At 55.6% G+C, this 15763-nt stretch carries 18 protein-coding genes; 15 read left to right on the forward strand and 3 right to left on the reverse strand.

The features are described from left to right. Positions 1-16: 16 nt before the first annotated feature. Both FIU94_RS17195 and FIU94_RS17200 read left to right on the forward strand, forming a co-directional pair. A complete protein-coding gene (locus tag FIU94_RS17195; protein WP_152467149.1) occupies positions 17-1186 on the forward strand; it encodes an ABC transporter substrate-binding protein in 1170 nt (389 codons plus the stop codon). 518 nt (positions 1187-1704) lie between these two features. Then, positions 1705-2979: a hypothetical protein gene (locus FIU94_RS17200; protein WP_007121030.1), complete on the forward strand. Its 1275-nt coding sequence runs from the start codon at positions 1705-1707 to the stop codon at positions 2977-2979. Positions 2980-3556: 577 nt separating this feature from the next. Here FIU94_RS17200 and FIU94_RS17210 read toward each other — a convergent pair. Both FIU94_RS17210 and FIU94_RS17215 read right to left on the reverse strand, forming a co-directional pair. Then, the gene (locus FIU94_RS17210; RefSeq protein ID WP_007121032.1) at positions 3557-3889 is read right to left on the reverse strand and encodes a type II toxin-antitoxin system HicB family antitoxin; all 333 of its coding nucleotides are present in this window, start codon (positions 3887-3889) and stop codon (positions 3557-3559) included. Next, positions 3886-4140 carry a type II toxin-antitoxin system HicA family toxin gene (locus tag FIU94_RS17215; protein WP_007121033.1) on the reverse strand — a complete coding sequence of 85 codons (255 nt, stop codon included), beginning with the start codon at positions 4138-4140 and terminating at the stop codon, positions 3886-3888. The genes FIU94_RS17210 and FIU94_RS17215 overlap by 4 nt, the downstream gene beginning before the upstream one ends. Before the next feature lie 154 nt (positions 4141-4294). Here FIU94_RS17215 and FIU94_RS17220 point away from each other — a divergent pair, with 154 nt between their 5' ends. After that, positions 4295-4747: a helix-turn-helix domain-containing protein gene (locus tag FIU94_RS17220; protein ID WP_083790418.1), complete on the forward strand. Its 453-nt coding sequence runs from the start codon at positions 4295-4297 to the stop codon at positions 4745-4747. 17 nt (positions 4748-4764) lie between these two features. Here the strand turns inward: FIU94_RS17220 and FIU94_RS17225 are convergent, their stop codons facing one another. Beyond that, positions 4765-5343, reverse strand: a complete 579-nt coding sequence (locus FIU94_RS17225) for a hypothetical protein (RefSeq protein ID WP_007121035.1) — start codon at positions 5341-5343, stop codon at positions 4765-4767. Between the two features lie 132 nt (positions 5344-5475). Here FIU94_RS17225 and FIU94_RS17230 point away from each other — a divergent pair, with 132 nt between their 5' ends. From FIU94_RS17230 to FIU94_RS17290, 12 genes are all read left to right on the forward strand, one after another. After that, entirely contained in the window at positions 5476-5790 is a 315-nt protein-coding gene (locus tag FIU94_RS17230; protein WP_007121036.1) for a hypothetical protein, read from the forward strand. Positions 5791-6043: 253 nt separating this feature from the next. Beyond that, on the forward strand, positions 6044-6427 hold the full coding sequence (locus FIU94_RS17235; RefSeq protein ID WP_007121037.1) for a lytic transglycosylase domain-containing protein: 384 nt from the start codon (positions 6044-6046) through the stop codon (positions 6425-6427). A gap of 47 nt (positions 6428-6474) precedes the next feature. Then, complete coding sequence (locus tag FIU94_RS17240) at positions 6475-6723, forward strand: TrbC/VirB2 family protein (protein ID WP_007121038.1); 249 nt, start codon at positions 6475-6477, stop codon at positions 6721-6723. Positions 6724-6738: 15 nt separating this feature from the next. Continuing rightward, a complete protein-coding gene (locus tag FIU94_RS17245) occupies positions 6739-7017 on the forward strand; it encodes a type IV secretion system protein VirB3 (RefSeq protein WP_007121039.1) in 279 nt (92 codons plus the stop codon). After that, positions 6992-9382 (forward strand): type IV secretion system protein B4, encoded by a 2391-nt coding sequence (locus tag FIU94_RS17250; RefSeq protein WP_007121040.1) that lies wholly within the window; start codon positions 6992-6994, stop codon positions 9380-9382. The genes FIU94_RS17245 and FIU94_RS17250 overlap by 26 nt, the downstream gene beginning before the upstream one ends. Positions 9383-9581: 199 nt before the next feature. After that, positions 9582-10694: a transglycosylase SLT domain-containing protein gene (locus FIU94_RS17260; RefSeq protein ID WP_007121041.1), complete on the forward strand. Its 1113-nt coding sequence runs from the start codon at positions 9582-9584 to the stop codon at positions 10692-10694. Further along, positions 10691-11458 carry a type IV secretion system protein gene (locus FIU94_RS17265; RefSeq protein WP_007121042.1) on the forward strand — a complete coding sequence of 256 codons (768 nt, stop codon included), beginning with the start codon at positions 10691-10693 and terminating at the stop codon, positions 11456-11458. The genes FIU94_RS17260 and FIU94_RS17265 overlap by 4 nt, the downstream gene beginning before the upstream one ends. After that, positions 11458-11877, forward strand: a complete 420-nt coding sequence (locus FIU94_RS17270; RefSeq protein WP_254702678.1) for a hypothetical protein — start codon at positions 11458-11460, stop codon at positions 11875-11877. The genes FIU94_RS17265 and FIU94_RS17270 overlap by 1 nt, the downstream gene beginning before the upstream one ends. Then, a complete protein-coding gene (locus tag FIU94_RS17275) occupies positions 11878-12891 on the forward strand; it encodes a type IV secretion system protein (protein WP_007121044.1) in 1014 nt (337 codons plus the stop codon). A 19-nt stretch (positions 12892-12910) separates the two neighbouring features. Beyond that, entirely contained in the window at positions 12911-13582 is a 672-nt protein-coding gene (locus FIU94_RS17280; protein WP_007121045.1) for a virB8 family protein, read from the forward strand. 4 nt (positions 13583-13586) lie between these two features. Beyond that, the gene (locus tag FIU94_RS17285; RefSeq protein WP_007121046.1) at positions 13587-14318 is read left to right on the forward strand and encodes a TrbG/VirB9 family P-type conjugative transfer protein; all 732 of its coding nucleotides are present in this window, start codon (positions 13587-13589) and stop codon (positions 14316-14318) included. Positions 14319-14320: 2 nt separating this feature from the next. Continuing rightward, positions 14321-15754: a TrbI/VirB10 family protein gene (locus FIU94_RS17290; protein WP_007121047.1), complete on the forward strand. Its 1434-nt coding sequence runs from the start codon at positions 14321-14323 to the stop codon at positions 15752-15754. The last annotated feature ends 9 nt before the right edge of the window (positions 15755-15763 follow it).

Here is a 15763-nt window from a genome sequence, read left to right on the forward strand (position 1 = left end):
TAAAGGGAGACGACTAATGAAACACTTCTTCACTGCAACAGCCCTCACGTTAGCGCTTGGCGCGCCCGCCATGGCCGATGACATAACAATCGGTTTTGCCATTGCAAAATCCGGTTGGCTCGAAGCCTATGACGCCCCTGCCGTCGCCGCGGCGCGCATCCGGATTGATGAGATCAATGCGGCCGGCGGTCTGCTTGGCAAGCAGATCAAATGGATCGAAGCCGATACCAAGAGCGATCAGGCACAGTCCGCAAGTGCCGGTCTGCAACTGGTCGATGAAGGCGCGGAAATGCTGATCGTGACCTGTGACTACGACTTTGGCGCACCTGCAGCCTTGGCGGCTGAGGCGGCGGGCCTGAACTCCTTCTTCCTCTGCGCAGAAGACATCAAGGCAGGTATCCAAGGGGTTGGCCCGAACAGTTTCTCCGCCTCTGTTCTGGCGGCTGTTCAAGGGGCGACGATGGCGGAATGGTCCGTTAAGGAGCGTTCAGCAAAAACCGGCTATGTGCTGCTTGATACGACAATCGAATACAACAAAGGTATCTGCACCGGATTCGACTGGATGTTCCCCAAAGCGGGTGGCGAGATTGTCGGTCGTGATACCTTCCTCAATGGCGATGCCTCCATCGCCAGCCAGATCACCCGGATCAAAGGCCTTGAGAGCGAACCAGACGTGATCATGCTGTGCTCCTACATTCCGGGGGCTGCGTCTGCTGTGCGCCAAATTCGGGCAGCGGGCATCAACTCGACCATCCTGAACGGCTCTGCGGTTGATGGCTCCTACTGGCTGGACGCCGCACCTGATTTGTCCAACTTCATTGTGCCGGTTCAAGGGTCTATCTACGGCGATGATACGCGTCCTGCCGTAAACGAACTCCGTGATGCGTTTGAGGCGGCTACAGGCGCTGGTCCGTCCAGCACATACGCGTATCCGGGTTATCTGCTGATTGATCTATGGGCCAAAGCGGTCGAACGGGCCGGAACTGTCGAAGCATCAGCCGTAACAGCCGAACTTGAGAAGATGGATGGCGAACCAACAGTCTTTGGTCCGCGCAGCTTCTCTGATCAGATCCACCACCAGAACTCTGCTGAAATGCAGATTGTCGAGATTACAGATGGCAAACCAGGTGTCATCGGCAGCTTTACAATCAGCGAACCTGTGCCGCTGGACGTGCTGCTGAAGTAAGCCGGCTCTGGATGCAAAACAATGCGGGTGTTCCATGTTTGGAGCACCCTTTTTCATATGCTTCTGGTGGCCAGAATGATTTGCACCCTAGGCTCGACATCGCAAATCAACGAAGAGAGACAACAGAGACGAGACAGTTATGCAGTGGAGGTGCTGCACCAAGGTGTCGCAACGTTCTCCCAATGCCAGATTTGGGCTGCCGTTTTTGAGGCAATTCCGCCTTCCCCAGACTGCAGACTTTAGCTCTACTGAAGAAAACCGTGCGCTCTGGGCTCTTGTTCCTGTTTCGCTGCATTGTGCACGAAGGTCCGGTTTCAGTTTTGGGTGAGTTAATTACGCCCTTGCTGACTACCGCGCGAGGCTAGGCCAGCCTGTTTGCCCTAAAGGCCGAATGCAGATGGCCCTTTAACCGCTTGCTCGGTTCGCAGAAGATAACTACGATTCAACACAGCCGGAGGATTGGTCCACTGGCTTTTGGTTTCAAGTCCAGTTTCAACAACAAATGGAGGATTATCGCTATGGATAATCGGTTCGCTTACATGCGCAAATACCTTGGGTTTTCCCAAAAGGATGCATCCAACATTTTTTCCACTCGGCTCGATACGATCAAGAAATGGGACAGCGGCAAACTGCTAGTGCCGGGTCCGGTTTTGGAAGAACTTTATGATTATATACGGTTCACAAATGATATGGTTGTCGAGTTTTGCGACGAGCGCCAAGCGGAAGATGAAGACGAGGGGATCGACGAAATCTACCTGCGCACCTTCACAGTTGAAGGTCTTGCCGAGCAAGGCTTGCCGCCCTCCCTTGGTTGGCAAGATCAAGTCATTGGTGCAATTATCGGTCGTCTTGCTTCCATCCACGTCTACGGCGCGGATACGCTGCCAGAGCATCATGACCCCGACTATCATTGGTATGAGTATTGGGGCCTTGAGCCAGTAAAGAAGCCAACAGAATTTTTCACCATCCAGGACGAAGCATTGTTCGCGAATGAACTTGCAAAAGCTGTTGAAGGTAACTTTTGGCAAGTGGATTTTGACCCAGACGAAAACTACTATTTGATTGGATTCCGAACAAAGTCAGTGTCCAAAGTTACACGCCATATTTGGATCAGAGCTGTTCGCGCTGGTCGAGGTTCGGAACTTGTAGAACGTTTCGCTGGTGAACCACTACGATATTGCGATTCATTTGGCGAAGGTGCCCCATACATCGAAGGACCAAACAAGGCCAAAATCCCTGTCGGTTTTGCGTCCGGCCATGACGATGACACCGTTGATCCGCATACATTAGCGGAGACACTTTTTGCGGCCCTCGCAACATCCTACCCAACCAAAGGCGCTATGCGTGAAGCGTGCCGCGACCGATATGCGGCATTGGTCGGTGCTGACGAGGGCTACACAGCCGATTTTATGAACGATTGGGACGTGAAAGACACTCGCTTTGTTTCTCACAACTTTATCGCAGCCCTGTTTTTTGAAACCCAAAAACAGACCGGCTTGACGTTGCACCCCGAAGCTATGGTTGAACTATGCTCGATACTCGCCAAGTCGGAACCGTCGATACGCAGCATGGATCACGAAGTTGTTGTGATCGACATGGGCGAAATGGTGTTCACCATCACGCTTGATCTACGCGACGTTCTTTCCCAATCGGGTGATGGCAGAGACTTTCACACCGAAGCAAGCAAAGCCCTTGATGTTATCCAAGCGTCAATCGGAAACGATGGTCTGACCCGTATAGAGCCGTTCAGCACAATCGAAATCGAATTTACTTCGGACGACGCAGAAGGATAGGACACCTACCTTTATCTTCCCCGAAATAATCCTCGGGGGAGCGCCACTGGCGCGGGGGCAGATAGCCCCCTTCGTAGCTTGTCTTAGGGACCGGTGTTGGTACAATAAAGCATTATTGACCGATTGAGAGTGGATTGAATCTTGCCGTTGAACCCACCAGAAACACCCAATGTATTAACAGAGGTCGCATTGAAACAGCGCCTTGAGACGGGTTCGAAACTCATCATTACATGCAACGTATCGCCAACGCGCAAAGCATCATCATGGTTTGGAGTTTGGACGATGCACGCAGAACATGCCGATGGGACTACGCAAATGTTGGTCACGGCGCGCTCTAGGATGGCAGGTGAAATTTCCATTCGTGAGTTCAAAACCGTGACGGGAATCGTGTCTTTTCTGACCGACTGCGGTTTCACCAAAATTTCCTTCCCCGTGATTGAGGGCGACACCGTGAGACTACCGCTGGATACTTAAATCTAAGCATACCCAGCAGTAAGTTTGGTTGCCAATGCCCCGCCCTGTTGGGCGGGCAGCGCGTTACCCACAATCCCGACGCTTCGATGTTCAGTGTCTTCGTTTACTCCGCCGCGCGACCAAGAACTTCTTCGGCCCATTGGTTCAGGCTTTTGCCAGACAGCTCCGCCGCGAGTGCCGCCTTGCGGTGTACCTCGGGATCGACGCGAAACATGACTTGACCCGAGAATGCTTTTTGCGGCTCCTTGCCGACCTTTGCGCAAGTCTCAACGTAGTCTTCAACCGCTTCATGAAAGGCATCCCGCAACGCTTCAACCGTGTCAGCATGAAATCCGACACCATCGCTGATACCGGCAAGGCGGCCAGTGAAAATGCCATCTTCATCATCATACTCGATGCGGGCTGAGTAGCCTTTGTAGGTCATGGTATTGGTCATGGCGTTACTCCGATCCGTTCCAAGAATGCGCGGGCGGCGCGCACCTGATAGCGTTTGGCTTCCTTGGCGGGATGCGGACGATGAAACGTCTCGACCTCGCCGTCCTTTTCGAACCGCACTCGTGAACCGCGTCCTTCGATGACCTGCGCACCAGCTGCGACAAGTAATCTCTCAACAGCGGACCATTCGACTGTTCCCGACACTGGGTCGGCAAAGACAACGGCCAGAGTCTTGCGGTGTTTGCTATTCATGGGTCTATATAGGTCATGCTTGCATATATTGCAAGCAAGTTGCTCACTAGGGTGTGTGCCGGTTTCTCATGATGCGCCGCACCAAACGTCAAAACAACAGAATCTGTAGTATACTCCGTCGCACTATCAGCCAAAATCAAGCCATTGATCTCGCATGGATTTACGAGATCGCGTTGGTGCAAATTTAAGAAAACTAAGGCGGCTTCAATCCCTTAGCCAAGAAGCCCTGTCACTTAAGGCAGGACTTGAACGAGGCTATGTTGGCCGACTGGAACGTTCACAATATTATACCTCAATGGCGACCGTGCAAAAGCTTGCTTTTGCTCTCGAAGTTGACCCCATCGAGTTAATCGAGCCAGTTCTGATAACCCGCGGTAAAAAGTCAGGAACCGCCGATCATGAAACCTCAGATGATCAAAAGGTGTCTGGAGGCTCACAGCTGCTTGCTGTGCCGTTTCAAGAGGGATTTGAGAAGCGGCAAGACGATCTTACCCTCGTATTGATCGACTATAGATGGAACGACGGATCAACTGTTCGCCGCTGGCTTGTCGATCCGAAGAAGGTCAAACAATCGGCCATTGTCGTGAAACCTTGCATACTGCTTTGACAAAGGCAGATACCTGCTCAGTAGGAAAACCAGTCTGAATGACCCATATTGCCTCCGTAGTCGCCATATTCGACCATGATATCGCGCGAGTAGAAGTTTCCAAAACCACGCCCAACGGGCAACAAAATAGTTTGCCCGCTTTCGGAGACAAATGAGCTCGGCCAACGCGTGTGCGAGCCGTAGACACGTGCGATATATCGGCAGGTTCGGTTTTCACGGTCACAAGACCGAATACTCCAGTCCCACTGCCTTGGATCGTCACGCGGCGTGTAAGAGCGGCCTGTGAACCAGATCACATGTGTGCGGTTGAGCCATTCGTATTCTGGAAGGTCCGTATCAACCTCGCCCTCACCGCCGGGGCCACCCAATTCAATCGGTACTGCGGCGAAGGTGCAAATCCCGAACGGAGGCCTACTCGGCCACGGCGTGATGCGGCGGATCATTGTGCGATAGGCCCGCGCGCAGACCGCGCTCGGAGGAAATCCACCCGCCATACAGAGCATAATCGCGCAATCTATATCGTAGGCCTGCGCCTTTTTAGGTGCGCCAAATGTCATCAAAACACCAAAGATTGCTGACAAAATAAGCCGTTTCATCGGAGACTCCTTTGTTTGGTTTCGTCCTATGGTTTAGCATTTTGTTAAATTCTGCAATATATCATATTGACTCAATGTGTCTTTCCGCTTGTACTAGGTCGGACTAGAAGGGCTCTCAGGGGGAGAGTCCAAATGCCGATAGCGCGCAATCAAATCTTGATCACACTCGATGGGGTCAAAGACCTTCAAAAGAGGGAAGTTGCGTTCCGCTGCCGGTATGAACTCGTGGGGTTCACGGACGATGGCAAGCCGCGCTACCAGTGCATCTACCTGCGTGAGGGCGAACCCGAAGCCATTCTTGTGTCCACGCGGATCACGCCTCTCGGGCCAGAAGCGCGATACTTCAATATCTGGCCGGGGCTTTTCAAACACCATCTCGAGTTTGGCGACGGGCGCGATTTGCGCTTTGGTGCTGACTACAACATTACCCTCGAGGGCAACGGCTGACGTTCTAGCCTTTCGCGCTGACGGAACGGCTACGGCGTCTGGGTGGACGTTTCACAGAACACGCCCGAGCTGGGCCACGTCCGACGATGCTGTGGAAGCGCAACCTGTTGCCGTTGCACCAATTGCGCCTGCGGCGGGAGCCTCTGCCCAAGTTCTCTCACTCATTCGTCAGACGGCCAGCCGGCACCAAAACAACAGGGCCATCGCGCAAGCAGGCCTTTCGACGCGAGACTGGCACGTTCTGTTTCAAGCGATGATTGAAGCGGAGAGCAGTTACAATCCGACTGCCATCAGCCCCAAGGGTGCCTATGGCTTAGGGCAATTGATGCCTGCTACGGCACGCGAGCTTGGTGTGGATCCCCGCGATATCTCTCAGAACCTCGACGGCGCAGCACGCTACCTGCTAACCCAACTGGCAGAATTCCGAAGCGTCGAACTTGCCTTAGCCGCCTATAACGCTGGGCCCCATCGCGTTGAGCAATACTCAGGCGTACCGCCGTTTTCTGAAACACGCGCCTACATTGCACGCATCCACGACATTCGTGAACGGCTGTCCGGTGGAACGTCGCAGCCAGCACCAATCCGCGTCGCCAATACAGCACCCACACGCGCTCCCGTCATTATTGAACTGAACTGATCAAGGACATTTTCATGCCAAGACACCACTCACGATACTTGCCACTCATGGTCGCAACCTTAGCGCTCCTTGCCTCCCCTGCCTTCGCGCAAGACTTGTCGCCCATTCAAACAATGTTGGAGACGGTCGAAGCCGCACTCACAGGACCAATTGGCATTGCCGTGGCTACTCTAGCGGTCATTGGCACAGGCTTCATGTGCATGATGGGGCGGCTGAACTGGGGATGGTTCGCCTCCGTGATCATCGGGATCGTGTTGATTTTCTCGGCGGGCACCATCGTCGACGGCTTCACCTAAGAGCAGGCAGAGCAGATGGCAGAACGTTCCCCACTTTTCCTCGGCCTCGCACGCCCACCCAAGTATCTGGGTCTCCCTGTCGGATATCTGGTGGTCTTGGCCATGGGGGTCGTTCTGCCATTTATCTGGACGAAATCTCTGATCTTTTTCCTGATCGGGATCATTGCCTATCCAGTCCTTTGGTTCGTTGCGGACAAAGAGCCTCATTTCTTTGAAGTGCTGCGCATCTCCTTTGGCACCGTGCGCCCGACCAAAAACCGCGCACATCATGGGGGTGACAGCTTTGGCGCTTGATGGTGGAACTTTGAGCGGCATCGGCCCTGCGGTGCGTGAAGCTGGGGGAACAGGATTTGCCCGTGAAAGCTACCTTGCGGAGCACCTGCCCTATTTTGCTTTGGCAACGGACGATGTGATGGTGCTGCGCGAAGGCGATCTTCTGGCAACCCTACGCCTTGATGGTCTGAACCCGATGACTACCGAGGACGATCGCCTTGATGCGCTCAAGCGCGCGGTTGCCGCAATCGTGGCCCAAACCGGGAATACGTTCGGTTTTTACATCCACCGCGTCTCTGTTCCACAAAACTTAGACCTTAAGCCCGTCGAGGGTGATACCTTCGCGTCCCAAGTCGATGCCCGTTGGGCAGCTCACATCAAAGGCCTGCGACCTTCCAAGCGGCAGATGTATCTCAGCGTCATTCGCCGCCCCAATCTCGCAGCCCGCATCCCATTTTTGCGCGCACTCGCCCGCAAAGCTTGGGTCAAAGACCGCGCAGCGCGTGTTCAAGAGCTCAACGAGGTTATGGGCTTCTTTGCGGTGGCCCTCTCTTCGGCAAACCCTGTTCGCTTAACAAAGACGGGCGGTGAATGGCTCGGGTATCTGAACACGCTCAACGCAGGCAGCTTTTCACCCATCGCATTTGGTCAAAGCCCCCTGCCCCTGTCTCATACCATCAGTGATTGCCGCGCGACGTTCGATGGAGATGTGGCGACGATTACATGTGCCACAACAGGTGCCGTCAAATATGGCGCGCTCTTTAGCATCAAATCCTATCCCGCACTGACAGACGTGACGCTTCTCGATGCGTTAGATCTGCCTCTCGATATCGTACTGACCAATTCATTCAGTCCAATCCCGAACAACATCATGGCCGAGCGCATCCAGCGCATCATCAGACAGATGCATGCGTCAGATGATGCCGCCGTGTCATTGCGCGACCAATTGGCCTTGGCTGCAGACGATCAAGAGGCGGGACGCATCGCCTTTGGCGACCATCACCTTTCCATCGCCGTCTATGCGCCTGACCGCGACACACTTGAACGCGCCGCCGCACAGATCAAACGGGTCGGCCAAGAAATCATGGCTGTGATCGTGCGCGAAAACATGGCGCTGAAAGCCACCTATTTTGCACAGAGCCCGGGCAACTTTGGCTATCGCGCCCGAAAGACACCAATCTCATCGACCAATTTTTCTGATTTTGCAGCCCTTCACGGCAGTGTTGAAGGGCGTAGCAATGACGAGAGCCCGTGGGGTCAGAGCATTGCGGTTCTGCCAACAGTGGGTACATCAGGCTACCGTTTCAACTTCCACGAAGCGGGTTCTGCAAGCAAAGAACCTACTGTGGGCCACACACTGGTTTTAGGGCGCACGGGAACTGGCAAAACATTGACGACTGCCTTCCTCACCGCGCAAGCGCAACGGATCGGCGCACGCCTGTTCTTCTTTGACAAAGATCGCGGCTTGGAAATGGCAGTCCGAGCTTTGGGTGGCCGTTACAATGAAATCCGCGCAGGCGTGCCCACAGGCCTCAACCCGCTCGCCTCTGAAATCGATGAACGCGGACGCGCTTGGTTATCCGATTGGTTGGCCACCTTGCTGACGCGCAGCGGTGCCTTATCCGGAGAACAATCGCGCCACATCCAGGGTGCGGTAACACAGAATGCAGATGCTGGCGCAGCCTTACAGCGCTTTGCCAGCTTTGAAACCTTGTTCCAGTCCTTGGATGATGATGGCGAGCTGCAGTCCCGCGTCGCAGAATGGGCCCCCGGCGGTCGGTTTGGCTGGGTATTTGATGAACCCGACCGTGGGCAGCGCCTCGATCTCTCTGGCGACATCGTCGGGTTTGATATGACTGAGATCCTCGACATGACAACGGAGCGCATGGCTGTGCTTTCATACATTTTCCGCCAGATTGAACGCGTAGTTGAAGACCGTCGACCCACCATCATCGTCTTGGACGAGGCGTGGAAACTACTGGATGATCCTTATTTCGGCGCACGGTTGGAAAACTGGCTCGTGACCCTGCGCAAGATGAACTGCGTCGTGATCATGATGACGCAGTACCCCAGCCAGTTGCGCGACAGCCGCGTTGGCAAAACCATTGTTGAAACCGTCCCGACGCAGATCCTGTTTCCCAACGACCGCGCCACGGTGGCCGATTACGATTTTCTGCGCGTGAACTCCAAGGAAGCTGCTTTGCTCGTCCAACCCACCATTGGCCAACGCATCGCGCTGGTGCGCTCCGCGGGTGACAGCGTCTTTGTCGATGCTGACCTCTCTGCCCTTGGCGACTTGCTGCCAATCTTGGGCGGCGGTGCCACAGGTGAGGCCCGCGTGCCAGCCGACTGGCGTTCAAACCCAGATTTTTGGAGACCACAATGAGATATTCCCAAACCATTCTTGTGCTTTCGGCTGCGCTGTTGCTATCGGCCTGCGCGCAATACACCGAGAAAACGTCCCCATGCTTTAACCGAAGCGGTGACCCGGTGGTGACACGCGCAACGCTATCCTTCGCGGCCACGGCACCAGTTTCAGCTGCGAGCGGCAAAGATTGTACTTTCGAAGCCCTGCCGCGCCCAGAATGATCCGCCCCGTCATCATATCTGCTGGGCTTTGGCTTTGCCTGCATGCAACCTCGGGCTTCGCCCAAGGTGTACCAACGCAAGACAACGCCGCAATCGGGCAAACCATTGCGCGTGTGACCGCATTGGTTCAGGATTTGGGAACCCAAGGTGACAAAGAAGCCGAGCGTTCTTCCATCGCCGAGGTGCAGGCAGATCAGCTGCGCACGCTCGAGGCAATTTCTGCCGCTATGACGGGTCCGGGCTTTGATATCAGCGCCCTTGAAGGCAACGCTGATTTTGGGGTCGCTTCCGTCTATCCCAACACCGATACAAGTCCGATGAACAGCCGCCTCTTTGGCGAGGGCCGCGAAACCGTCGAAATGATGATTGTGCGCGTTGCAGGCGAATATGCTGGCGCACCAGGCGTCGCACGGGCTGGTCTTTCCGCCACGCAATGGCGCTGCTTGTTTCAGGCACTGATCAAACAGGAAAGCCGCTTCAATATCACCGCCGAAAGCCATGTTGGCGCTTACGGACTGACACAGCTCATGCCCGGCACCGCATCGGACATGGGCGTCAATCGCTACGATCCTATGGACAACCTGCGTGGTGGCGCGCGCTACATCACGACCCAGCTGAACCGCTTTGGCAACATCCCCCATGCGCTCGCAGCCTATAACGCAGGCCCCGGACGCGTGATCGAGTATGGCGGCGTGCCGCCTTTTACCGAGACCCAAGGCTATGTGCGCAATATCTCCAAATTCTACAACGAATACCTTGCCGTTGTCGGTGGTGCGGAGGCGCTTGGCACATTGTCATCCTCAGATTTCGCCCTCGCTGAATACGCCAACATCTCGGATGCAGGCGTCTATTATGCGGCAAGCAGCCACGCCACGACGATGCAGGTCATCAACCGCCTGCGCGCGATCATTCTGCAAATCGACGCCCAACCAAATGCGAAAGCCGCGTGGGAACTCAACACCTACGCCAAAGCTGAAATCGCCCGCATCCTAAATCTGCGCGTCAGGCTGATGGCAGCCAATCAACAACGCGAAGCGACCCATGCCCAACATCTGGTCGCGGACCGCCTATCCGAGCGTGAATTCATGCAAATGGGAGTGCCAAATTGAAACAGCTTCTTCTTTCGGTCGCGGCGATAACCGCCCTTGGCCTTTCGACGCCAGCGCGCGCACAAGGCGTGCCAACGTTTGACGGCTCACAGCTTGGCCAGTTGGTCGCGCAGCTTGAGCACATGGCCGAAGACCTGAATGTTCAGCTGCAACAGCTGGCCACCATGCGGTTGGAGCTCGAGACCCAGCTTTCCCAGCTTCTTAACTTGGACGCCCAGTTGGCATCTCTTATCGAAGGCAGCGGGCTGAGCGGTCTCTTTGCATCGGTTGAAGAATTCCGCGCCTTGCGGGGCAAACTTGTTGGCCCGTTAAATACAGCGCGCTCACTGGCGAGCGGAGATTTCCTGAGTGGCTTTAATCCAGGCGCGGAACTGGAAGCATCAGTAGAGCGTGTGCTCTCCGGCAGTGGGTTCACGCCTGAGACGCTCAGCACTCTTTCGTCATCGCCACAACCTGCTGACAACCGCATTGCGACGTCCGCAGGCGCCAGCGCTATGTTGTCGGTAGCCGCGCAAGAAAGCCATGCAGAAGCAGGCCAAAGTCTGGAACGCCTTGAAACAATGGTTGGCTTGATCGACGATCAAGACGGCTTGAAAGCGGCCGTTGATTTGAACACGCGGGTCACTATCGAACTCGGGATTATCCTGACGCAAATCTGGCGCTTGGAAGCGGCACAAGGTGTTAGCGCAGGACAGCTCGGTGTGGTTGATGCGGCGACACTGGCCGATGAGCGCCGGTTCAGATCAATGGCGGTGGATCCGTGATGATGCGCCTCCCGCGTTCAATTCGGTCTACAGTTGCAGCGCTGCTTATCGCGCTGCCTGTCTCCGCTTTTGCTGAAACACCTGATTCAACATCCGGTGGGCCAAAGCCATTCAGTTCGATGGCTATTACCCCTGATGCTGGGGAGGCCTGCCGCATTCCGCGTCCTCCGGTAGATCTTGCGGAGACGGCTTATCTACGCAACGGATACCGCGCAATATTGCGTATTCTCGTTGCCGAACGGCAGTTGGAAACCGAAACCTGTGATTGCCTCTTGGGAGAATTCACATGGGACATTGCTCTCGCAGAGCTGCCGCGCTTTCGAACGTCCGACAATCCGCGCCTGCCGTTCAAAGTCCTCGACCTCTATGCCATGGCCGATGCGCTCGAGGCTGAGCACGCCGAGGGTTGTGCCGAATAGATGGGGATTATCAGCGATATCCTCGACCAGGTCGATGCAGCTGTAGACAGCGTCGCACAAGATGGCTTCATCTCGTCGGCTGCAGCAGTGGGCAATGTCATCACAGCAGGTGCTGTCCTGTTGTTGATACTGCTGGGCATCAATGTTGTGATGCAACTCAAGCCCATGACCTTTGGCAGCGCATTTGCATTTGGGATCAAAATCTCGCTGGTCGCCATTTTCGCCCAGAGTTGGGATAATTTTAGCGTTATCTACGGCATTGTAACGCAAGTACCGGACTCAGTCGGCGCATCCATTCTCGCTCTCACGGGATCTGGCGATGAGGCCGGCGTATACGAAAGTCTCGACAACATGGTGGCCCGGATCACGGCCTACGGCGACACGATCGGCGATCAAGCCGGCTGGGTCTTTGGGGCTGTGCTTGGCGCAATTTTCTTCGTTCTTTCCGCACTCTTCGCAGCCGTTACTGCTGGGATCATTGCATTCGCCAAAATCGTCTTTGCGCTGATGATCGTGATTGCCCCATTCATGATCATCACATCGCTGTTCAAGCCAACCCAGTCTCTCTTTGAGGCCTGGAGCCGTGCAACTATCGGCTACGCCTTGATGCCCGTCGCCGCTGCAGGTGCTGCTGGCATTATCGTTGCGATCGCAGAAGCCATTGGCGATGCGTCCGCCGATCCCGTCGATGTCGAAACCGTCAGTCTCATCTTGCCATTCTTGGTCATTCTGCTCCTCAGCGCCGGGATTATGGCATCCGTCCCTTACATCGCCTCCAACCTAACCGGCGTGATGGGCATCGCCTCCAACGCTGTCGGCCTGACGGGGCTGGCACGTCGCGGCATCGTCAACACGAGCGATTATGGCACGGGCAGTGCCACGCGCCTCGCAACAGGCAAATCACCGCAAGAGCTCCAGCAAGCGGTGAACAGCGGCGTTGTCAAAACCGGCGAAGCGATCCGCAGAACACCAGCCTCAGCCCTGAACACCGTCAAATCCTTCCGCGCCTCATGATGAAAGACCAACACCAAAAATGAAAAGCCAAACAAGCCAAGATCAAAGTGACGCTTTTGCAGTGGATTTTATTTACGGCCCGCGAAGACGCGAACGCTTTGCCTATTTTGTGGCCGCCGCTGGCGTTCTGGTCGGGCTGGCAGGAATTGTCGCTGGAGCGAGTGTGTTTCCACTCAAGTCGATCGAGACATTCGTTGTCGTCGTGGACAAGGAAACCGGCCAAATGGACCGAGTGGCTGCAGTCCAAGCACTGTCCCTGTCCGAGAGCGATGCCATTATTCAGGCCAACCTTGTGGCTTATGTGGATGACCGAGAAACCTATGACCTGACCGACGGCGAACAACGGATCAATTCCGTTCTTGAACGATCCGACGGAGATGCCGCACGCACCCTGCGCGACCTTTGGACCTCGTCCAACGAAGATTACCCAATCGCTGTTTATGGCCGCGATGCCGTCATCGAAGTTGTGATCAAGTCCGTGAACCAGATCGAACCTGGCGTCGCACAGATCCGCTTTACCCGCACCCTGCGCCGCACGCGCGATACCCGCACCGTGACGCGCAGCTATGTGGCCACTGCTGGCTACGCCTTTGAACCAGAAACTCGCCAGCGCCTTCAGGATGTCTGGGCCAACCCCTTGGGCTTCGTGGTCACCTCATACCGCGTCGACGCCGAGACTTTGGAGAACTGATCCCTTGAATATCGCTGCCCGTTTGATCTGCGCTGCCGCATTGCTTTCGGCGTCCCCTGCCCTGTCAGAGTCCGTGCCGCGCAGCGGCGCGCTCGACGATCGTGTGCGCATCGCCACTTACTTCGAAAACCAAGTCTTCGTCATCGAGACTGATCTGCGCCACTCAACAACTATCCACTTCGGGCCAGGCGAACGGTTTGATGCGGTCATTGTTGGCGACACCGAGAGTTTCCAAGTCGATCCGATCCCCGAGCTCGGAAACGTGCTGACCATCAAGCCGCATGTGCAAGGTGCCTCGACCAACATGACAGTGATCACCAACCGCAGGACCTATTCCTTCCATCTGCGCGAAGGGGCCATTCCGGGTCGCTCGGGCATGTTTTTTGAGGTGCGGTTTCTCTATCCAGAGGATGAGCGTCGCGCGGCAGCTGCTAGTACCCAACCCAAAGGCTTTGAGGCCCCGCGCAACTACAGCTACCGCGTCGCGGGCGAAGGGGATTTCCGTCCAACCCATATCTACGATGACGGGCGGTACACATACTTCACCTTCCCCGAAAACGGACGCCAACCCGCAGTCTTTAAGGCCGACGATCAAGGCCGGGAGCGCACCGTGAACTGGACTCAACAAGGCAACATCGTGCGCGTGCTTGGCGTGAACCAATTCTGGACCTTGCGGATTGGCGACGAGGCCATCTGCGCCTTGCGCGATGACAGCGCAATTTATGTGAGCAACTGATCATGGCTGATGAGAACACACCCGACCTTCAGGACCGCCTGAGCACGTTCAGCCAGAAGAACAAGACCAAACGCCGTGGCGGTAATATAGGTGTCGGGGCATTGGCGATCGCGCTTGCGCTTGGCGGCGGTGGTGCTGCCTACTTTCTGGCAACAAATCTGCAAGAAAGAGCCAAAGGCTTAGAAACGTCTGACGTTGAGACCTTTCAGGATCAACGCACCGGAAATGGTGGGCGGTTGGAATTTCCGCCGGATGAAGCGGAACAACGGGTCAACGATGCACTTATAGCAGTTGAAGAGGCGCTCGATGTGCCGGCCCCTGCGCCGGCACCCGCAGAACCCAGTGCAGCGGTGCTGGAGGAAATCGCGAAACTGAGGGAAGCGCTTGCTGCGAGCCAATCTGCCCGCAACGCCGAAATTCAGGAAGCCGTCTCTGATCTGCGAGAGGCGTTCCAAGTCCAAACCGATGCGCTTGAAGCCTCCATTGCCGCCAAAGACACCGAAATAGAAAACGCGCAGCGGCAGAACGAAGCACGTTTGGCCGGCCTGCAGGCCATGCTGGACGCTGAACGTGCGCAGCGCGAAGGTCTTGAGGCAGAAATGGCGCGCGATGGTCTGATTGCAGATCAACGGTTGCTTGAAGAACGCCAGCGGCAGGAGGAAGAGCAGCGTCAGCGTGAAGCCGAACGTGTTGCGCAAGAATTGCTGACCGCCCAGATCGTTTCTCCTTCGGTCGTTTATGCAGATGGCCCACGGACCGCATCCGCTGACGGAACAAGTCCAAATGCTGCTGTGGCAGGAACAGATGGACCCACCCTGACCGAAAACGAACAGTATCTCCGGCAAGGCGCAAGGCCACTGGAAATTCAAGAAGCGTCCCAGATGGCCTTTCCAGAGAGAACGCTCTCCCAAGGCTCTGTCATTCAAGCTGCCTTGCAAACAGCTATCAACAGCGACTTGCCGGGCTCTGTTGTGGCGGTTGTGTCTGAACCGGTGCCTGCCTTTTCTGGCGATCAAATCCTAATCCCGCGCGGCTCGCGTCTTTTTGGCCAATATCGGTCTGGAATTGAGTTGAACCAGAAACGTATCCTGATCCTATGGACCCGCGTTCTAACCCCAGATGGGACGTCGATTGAAATTGCCTCTGTTGGCGGCGACCAGCTTGGGCGCTCTGGGTTAACTGGGATCGTCGACACAAAGTTTGCTGAACGTTTTGGTGGGGCCGCGCTGATCTCCCTCATTGGCGCAGCACCAGCAGTTGCCGCAAACAGTACTGACAATGAAACAGCCAGCGAAGTGCTTGAGGGGGTTTCCGGAGATCTGGAAGACGCTGTGGGGTCTGTGATCGCCGAGCAGGTTTCGATCTCACCCACTATTTATATTGATCAAGGTGCATCCGTGACAGTTCTCGTCGACCGCGATGTGGTGATCTATTGAGCCAACCCC

Source organism: Sulfitobacter sp. THAF37, assembly GCF_009363555.1.
Lineage (GTDB): Bacteria > Pseudomonadota > Alphaproteobacteria > Rhodobacterales > Rhodobacteraceae > Sulfitobacter.

Bases quoted from the DNA above. Each gene is read 5' to 3' on its own strand.
- FIU94_RS17195 (WP_152467149.1), top strand. From the start codon at position 17: ATGAAACACTTCTTCACTGCAACAGCCCTCACGTTAGCGCTTGGCGCG.
- FIU94_RS17200 (WP_007121030.1), top strand. From the start codon at position 1,705: ATGGATAATCGGTTCGCTTACATGCGCAAATACCTTGGGTTTTCCCAA.
- FIU94_RS17210 (WP_007121032.1), bottom strand. From the start codon at position 3,889: ATGACCAATACCATGACCTACAAAGGCTACTCAGCCCGCATCGAGTAT.
- FIU94_RS17215 (WP_007121033.1), bottom strand. From the start codon at position 4,140: ATGAATAGCAAACACCGCAAGACTCTGGCCGTTGTCTTTGCCGACCCA.
- FIU94_RS17220 (WP_083790418.1), top strand. From the start codon at position 4,295: ATGGATTTACGAGATCGCGTTGGTGCAAATTTAAGAAAACTAAGGCGG.
- FIU94_RS17225 (WP_007121035.1), bottom strand. From the start codon at position 5,343: ATGAAACGGCTTATTTTGTCAGCAATCTTTGGTGTTTTGATGACATTT.
- FIU94_RS17230 (WP_007121036.1), top strand. From the start codon at position 5,476: ATGCCGATAGCGCGCAATCAAATCTTGATCACACTCGATGGGGTCAAA.
- FIU94_RS17235 (WP_007121037.1), top strand. From the start codon at position 6,044: ATGATTGAAGCGGAGAGCAGTTACAATCCGACTGCCATCAGCCCCAAG.
- FIU94_RS17240 (WP_007121038.1), top strand. From the start codon at position 6,475: ATGGTCGCAACCTTAGCGCTCCTTGCCTCCCCTGCCTTCGCGCAAGAC.
- FIU94_RS17245 (WP_007121039.1), top strand. From the start codon at position 6,739: ATGGCAGAACGTTCCCCACTTTTCCTCGGCCTCGCACGCCCACCCAAG.
- FIU94_RS17250 (WP_007121040.1), top strand. From the start codon at position 6,992: ATGGGGGTGACAGCTTTGGCGCTTGATGGTGGAACTTTGAGCGGCATC.
- FIU94_RS17260 (WP_007121041.1), top strand. From the start codon at position 9,582: ATGATCCGCCCCGTCATCATATCTGCTGGGCTTTGGCTTTGCCTGCAT.
- FIU94_RS17270 (WP_254702678.1), top strand. From the start codon at position 11,458: ATGATGCGCCTCCCGCGTTCAATTCGGTCTACAGTTGCAGCGCTGCTT.
- FIU94_RS17275 (WP_007121044.1), top strand. From the start codon at position 11,878: ATGGGGATTATCAGCGATATCCTCGACCAGGTCGATGCAGCTGTAGAC.
- FIU94_RS17280 (WP_007121045.1), top strand. From the start codon at position 12,911: ATGAAAAGCCAAACAAGCCAAGATCAAAGTGACGCTTTTGCAGTGGAT.
- FIU94_RS17290 (WP_007121047.1), top strand. From the start codon at position 14,321: ATGGCTGATGAGAACACACCCGACCTTCAGGACCGCCTGAGCACGTTC.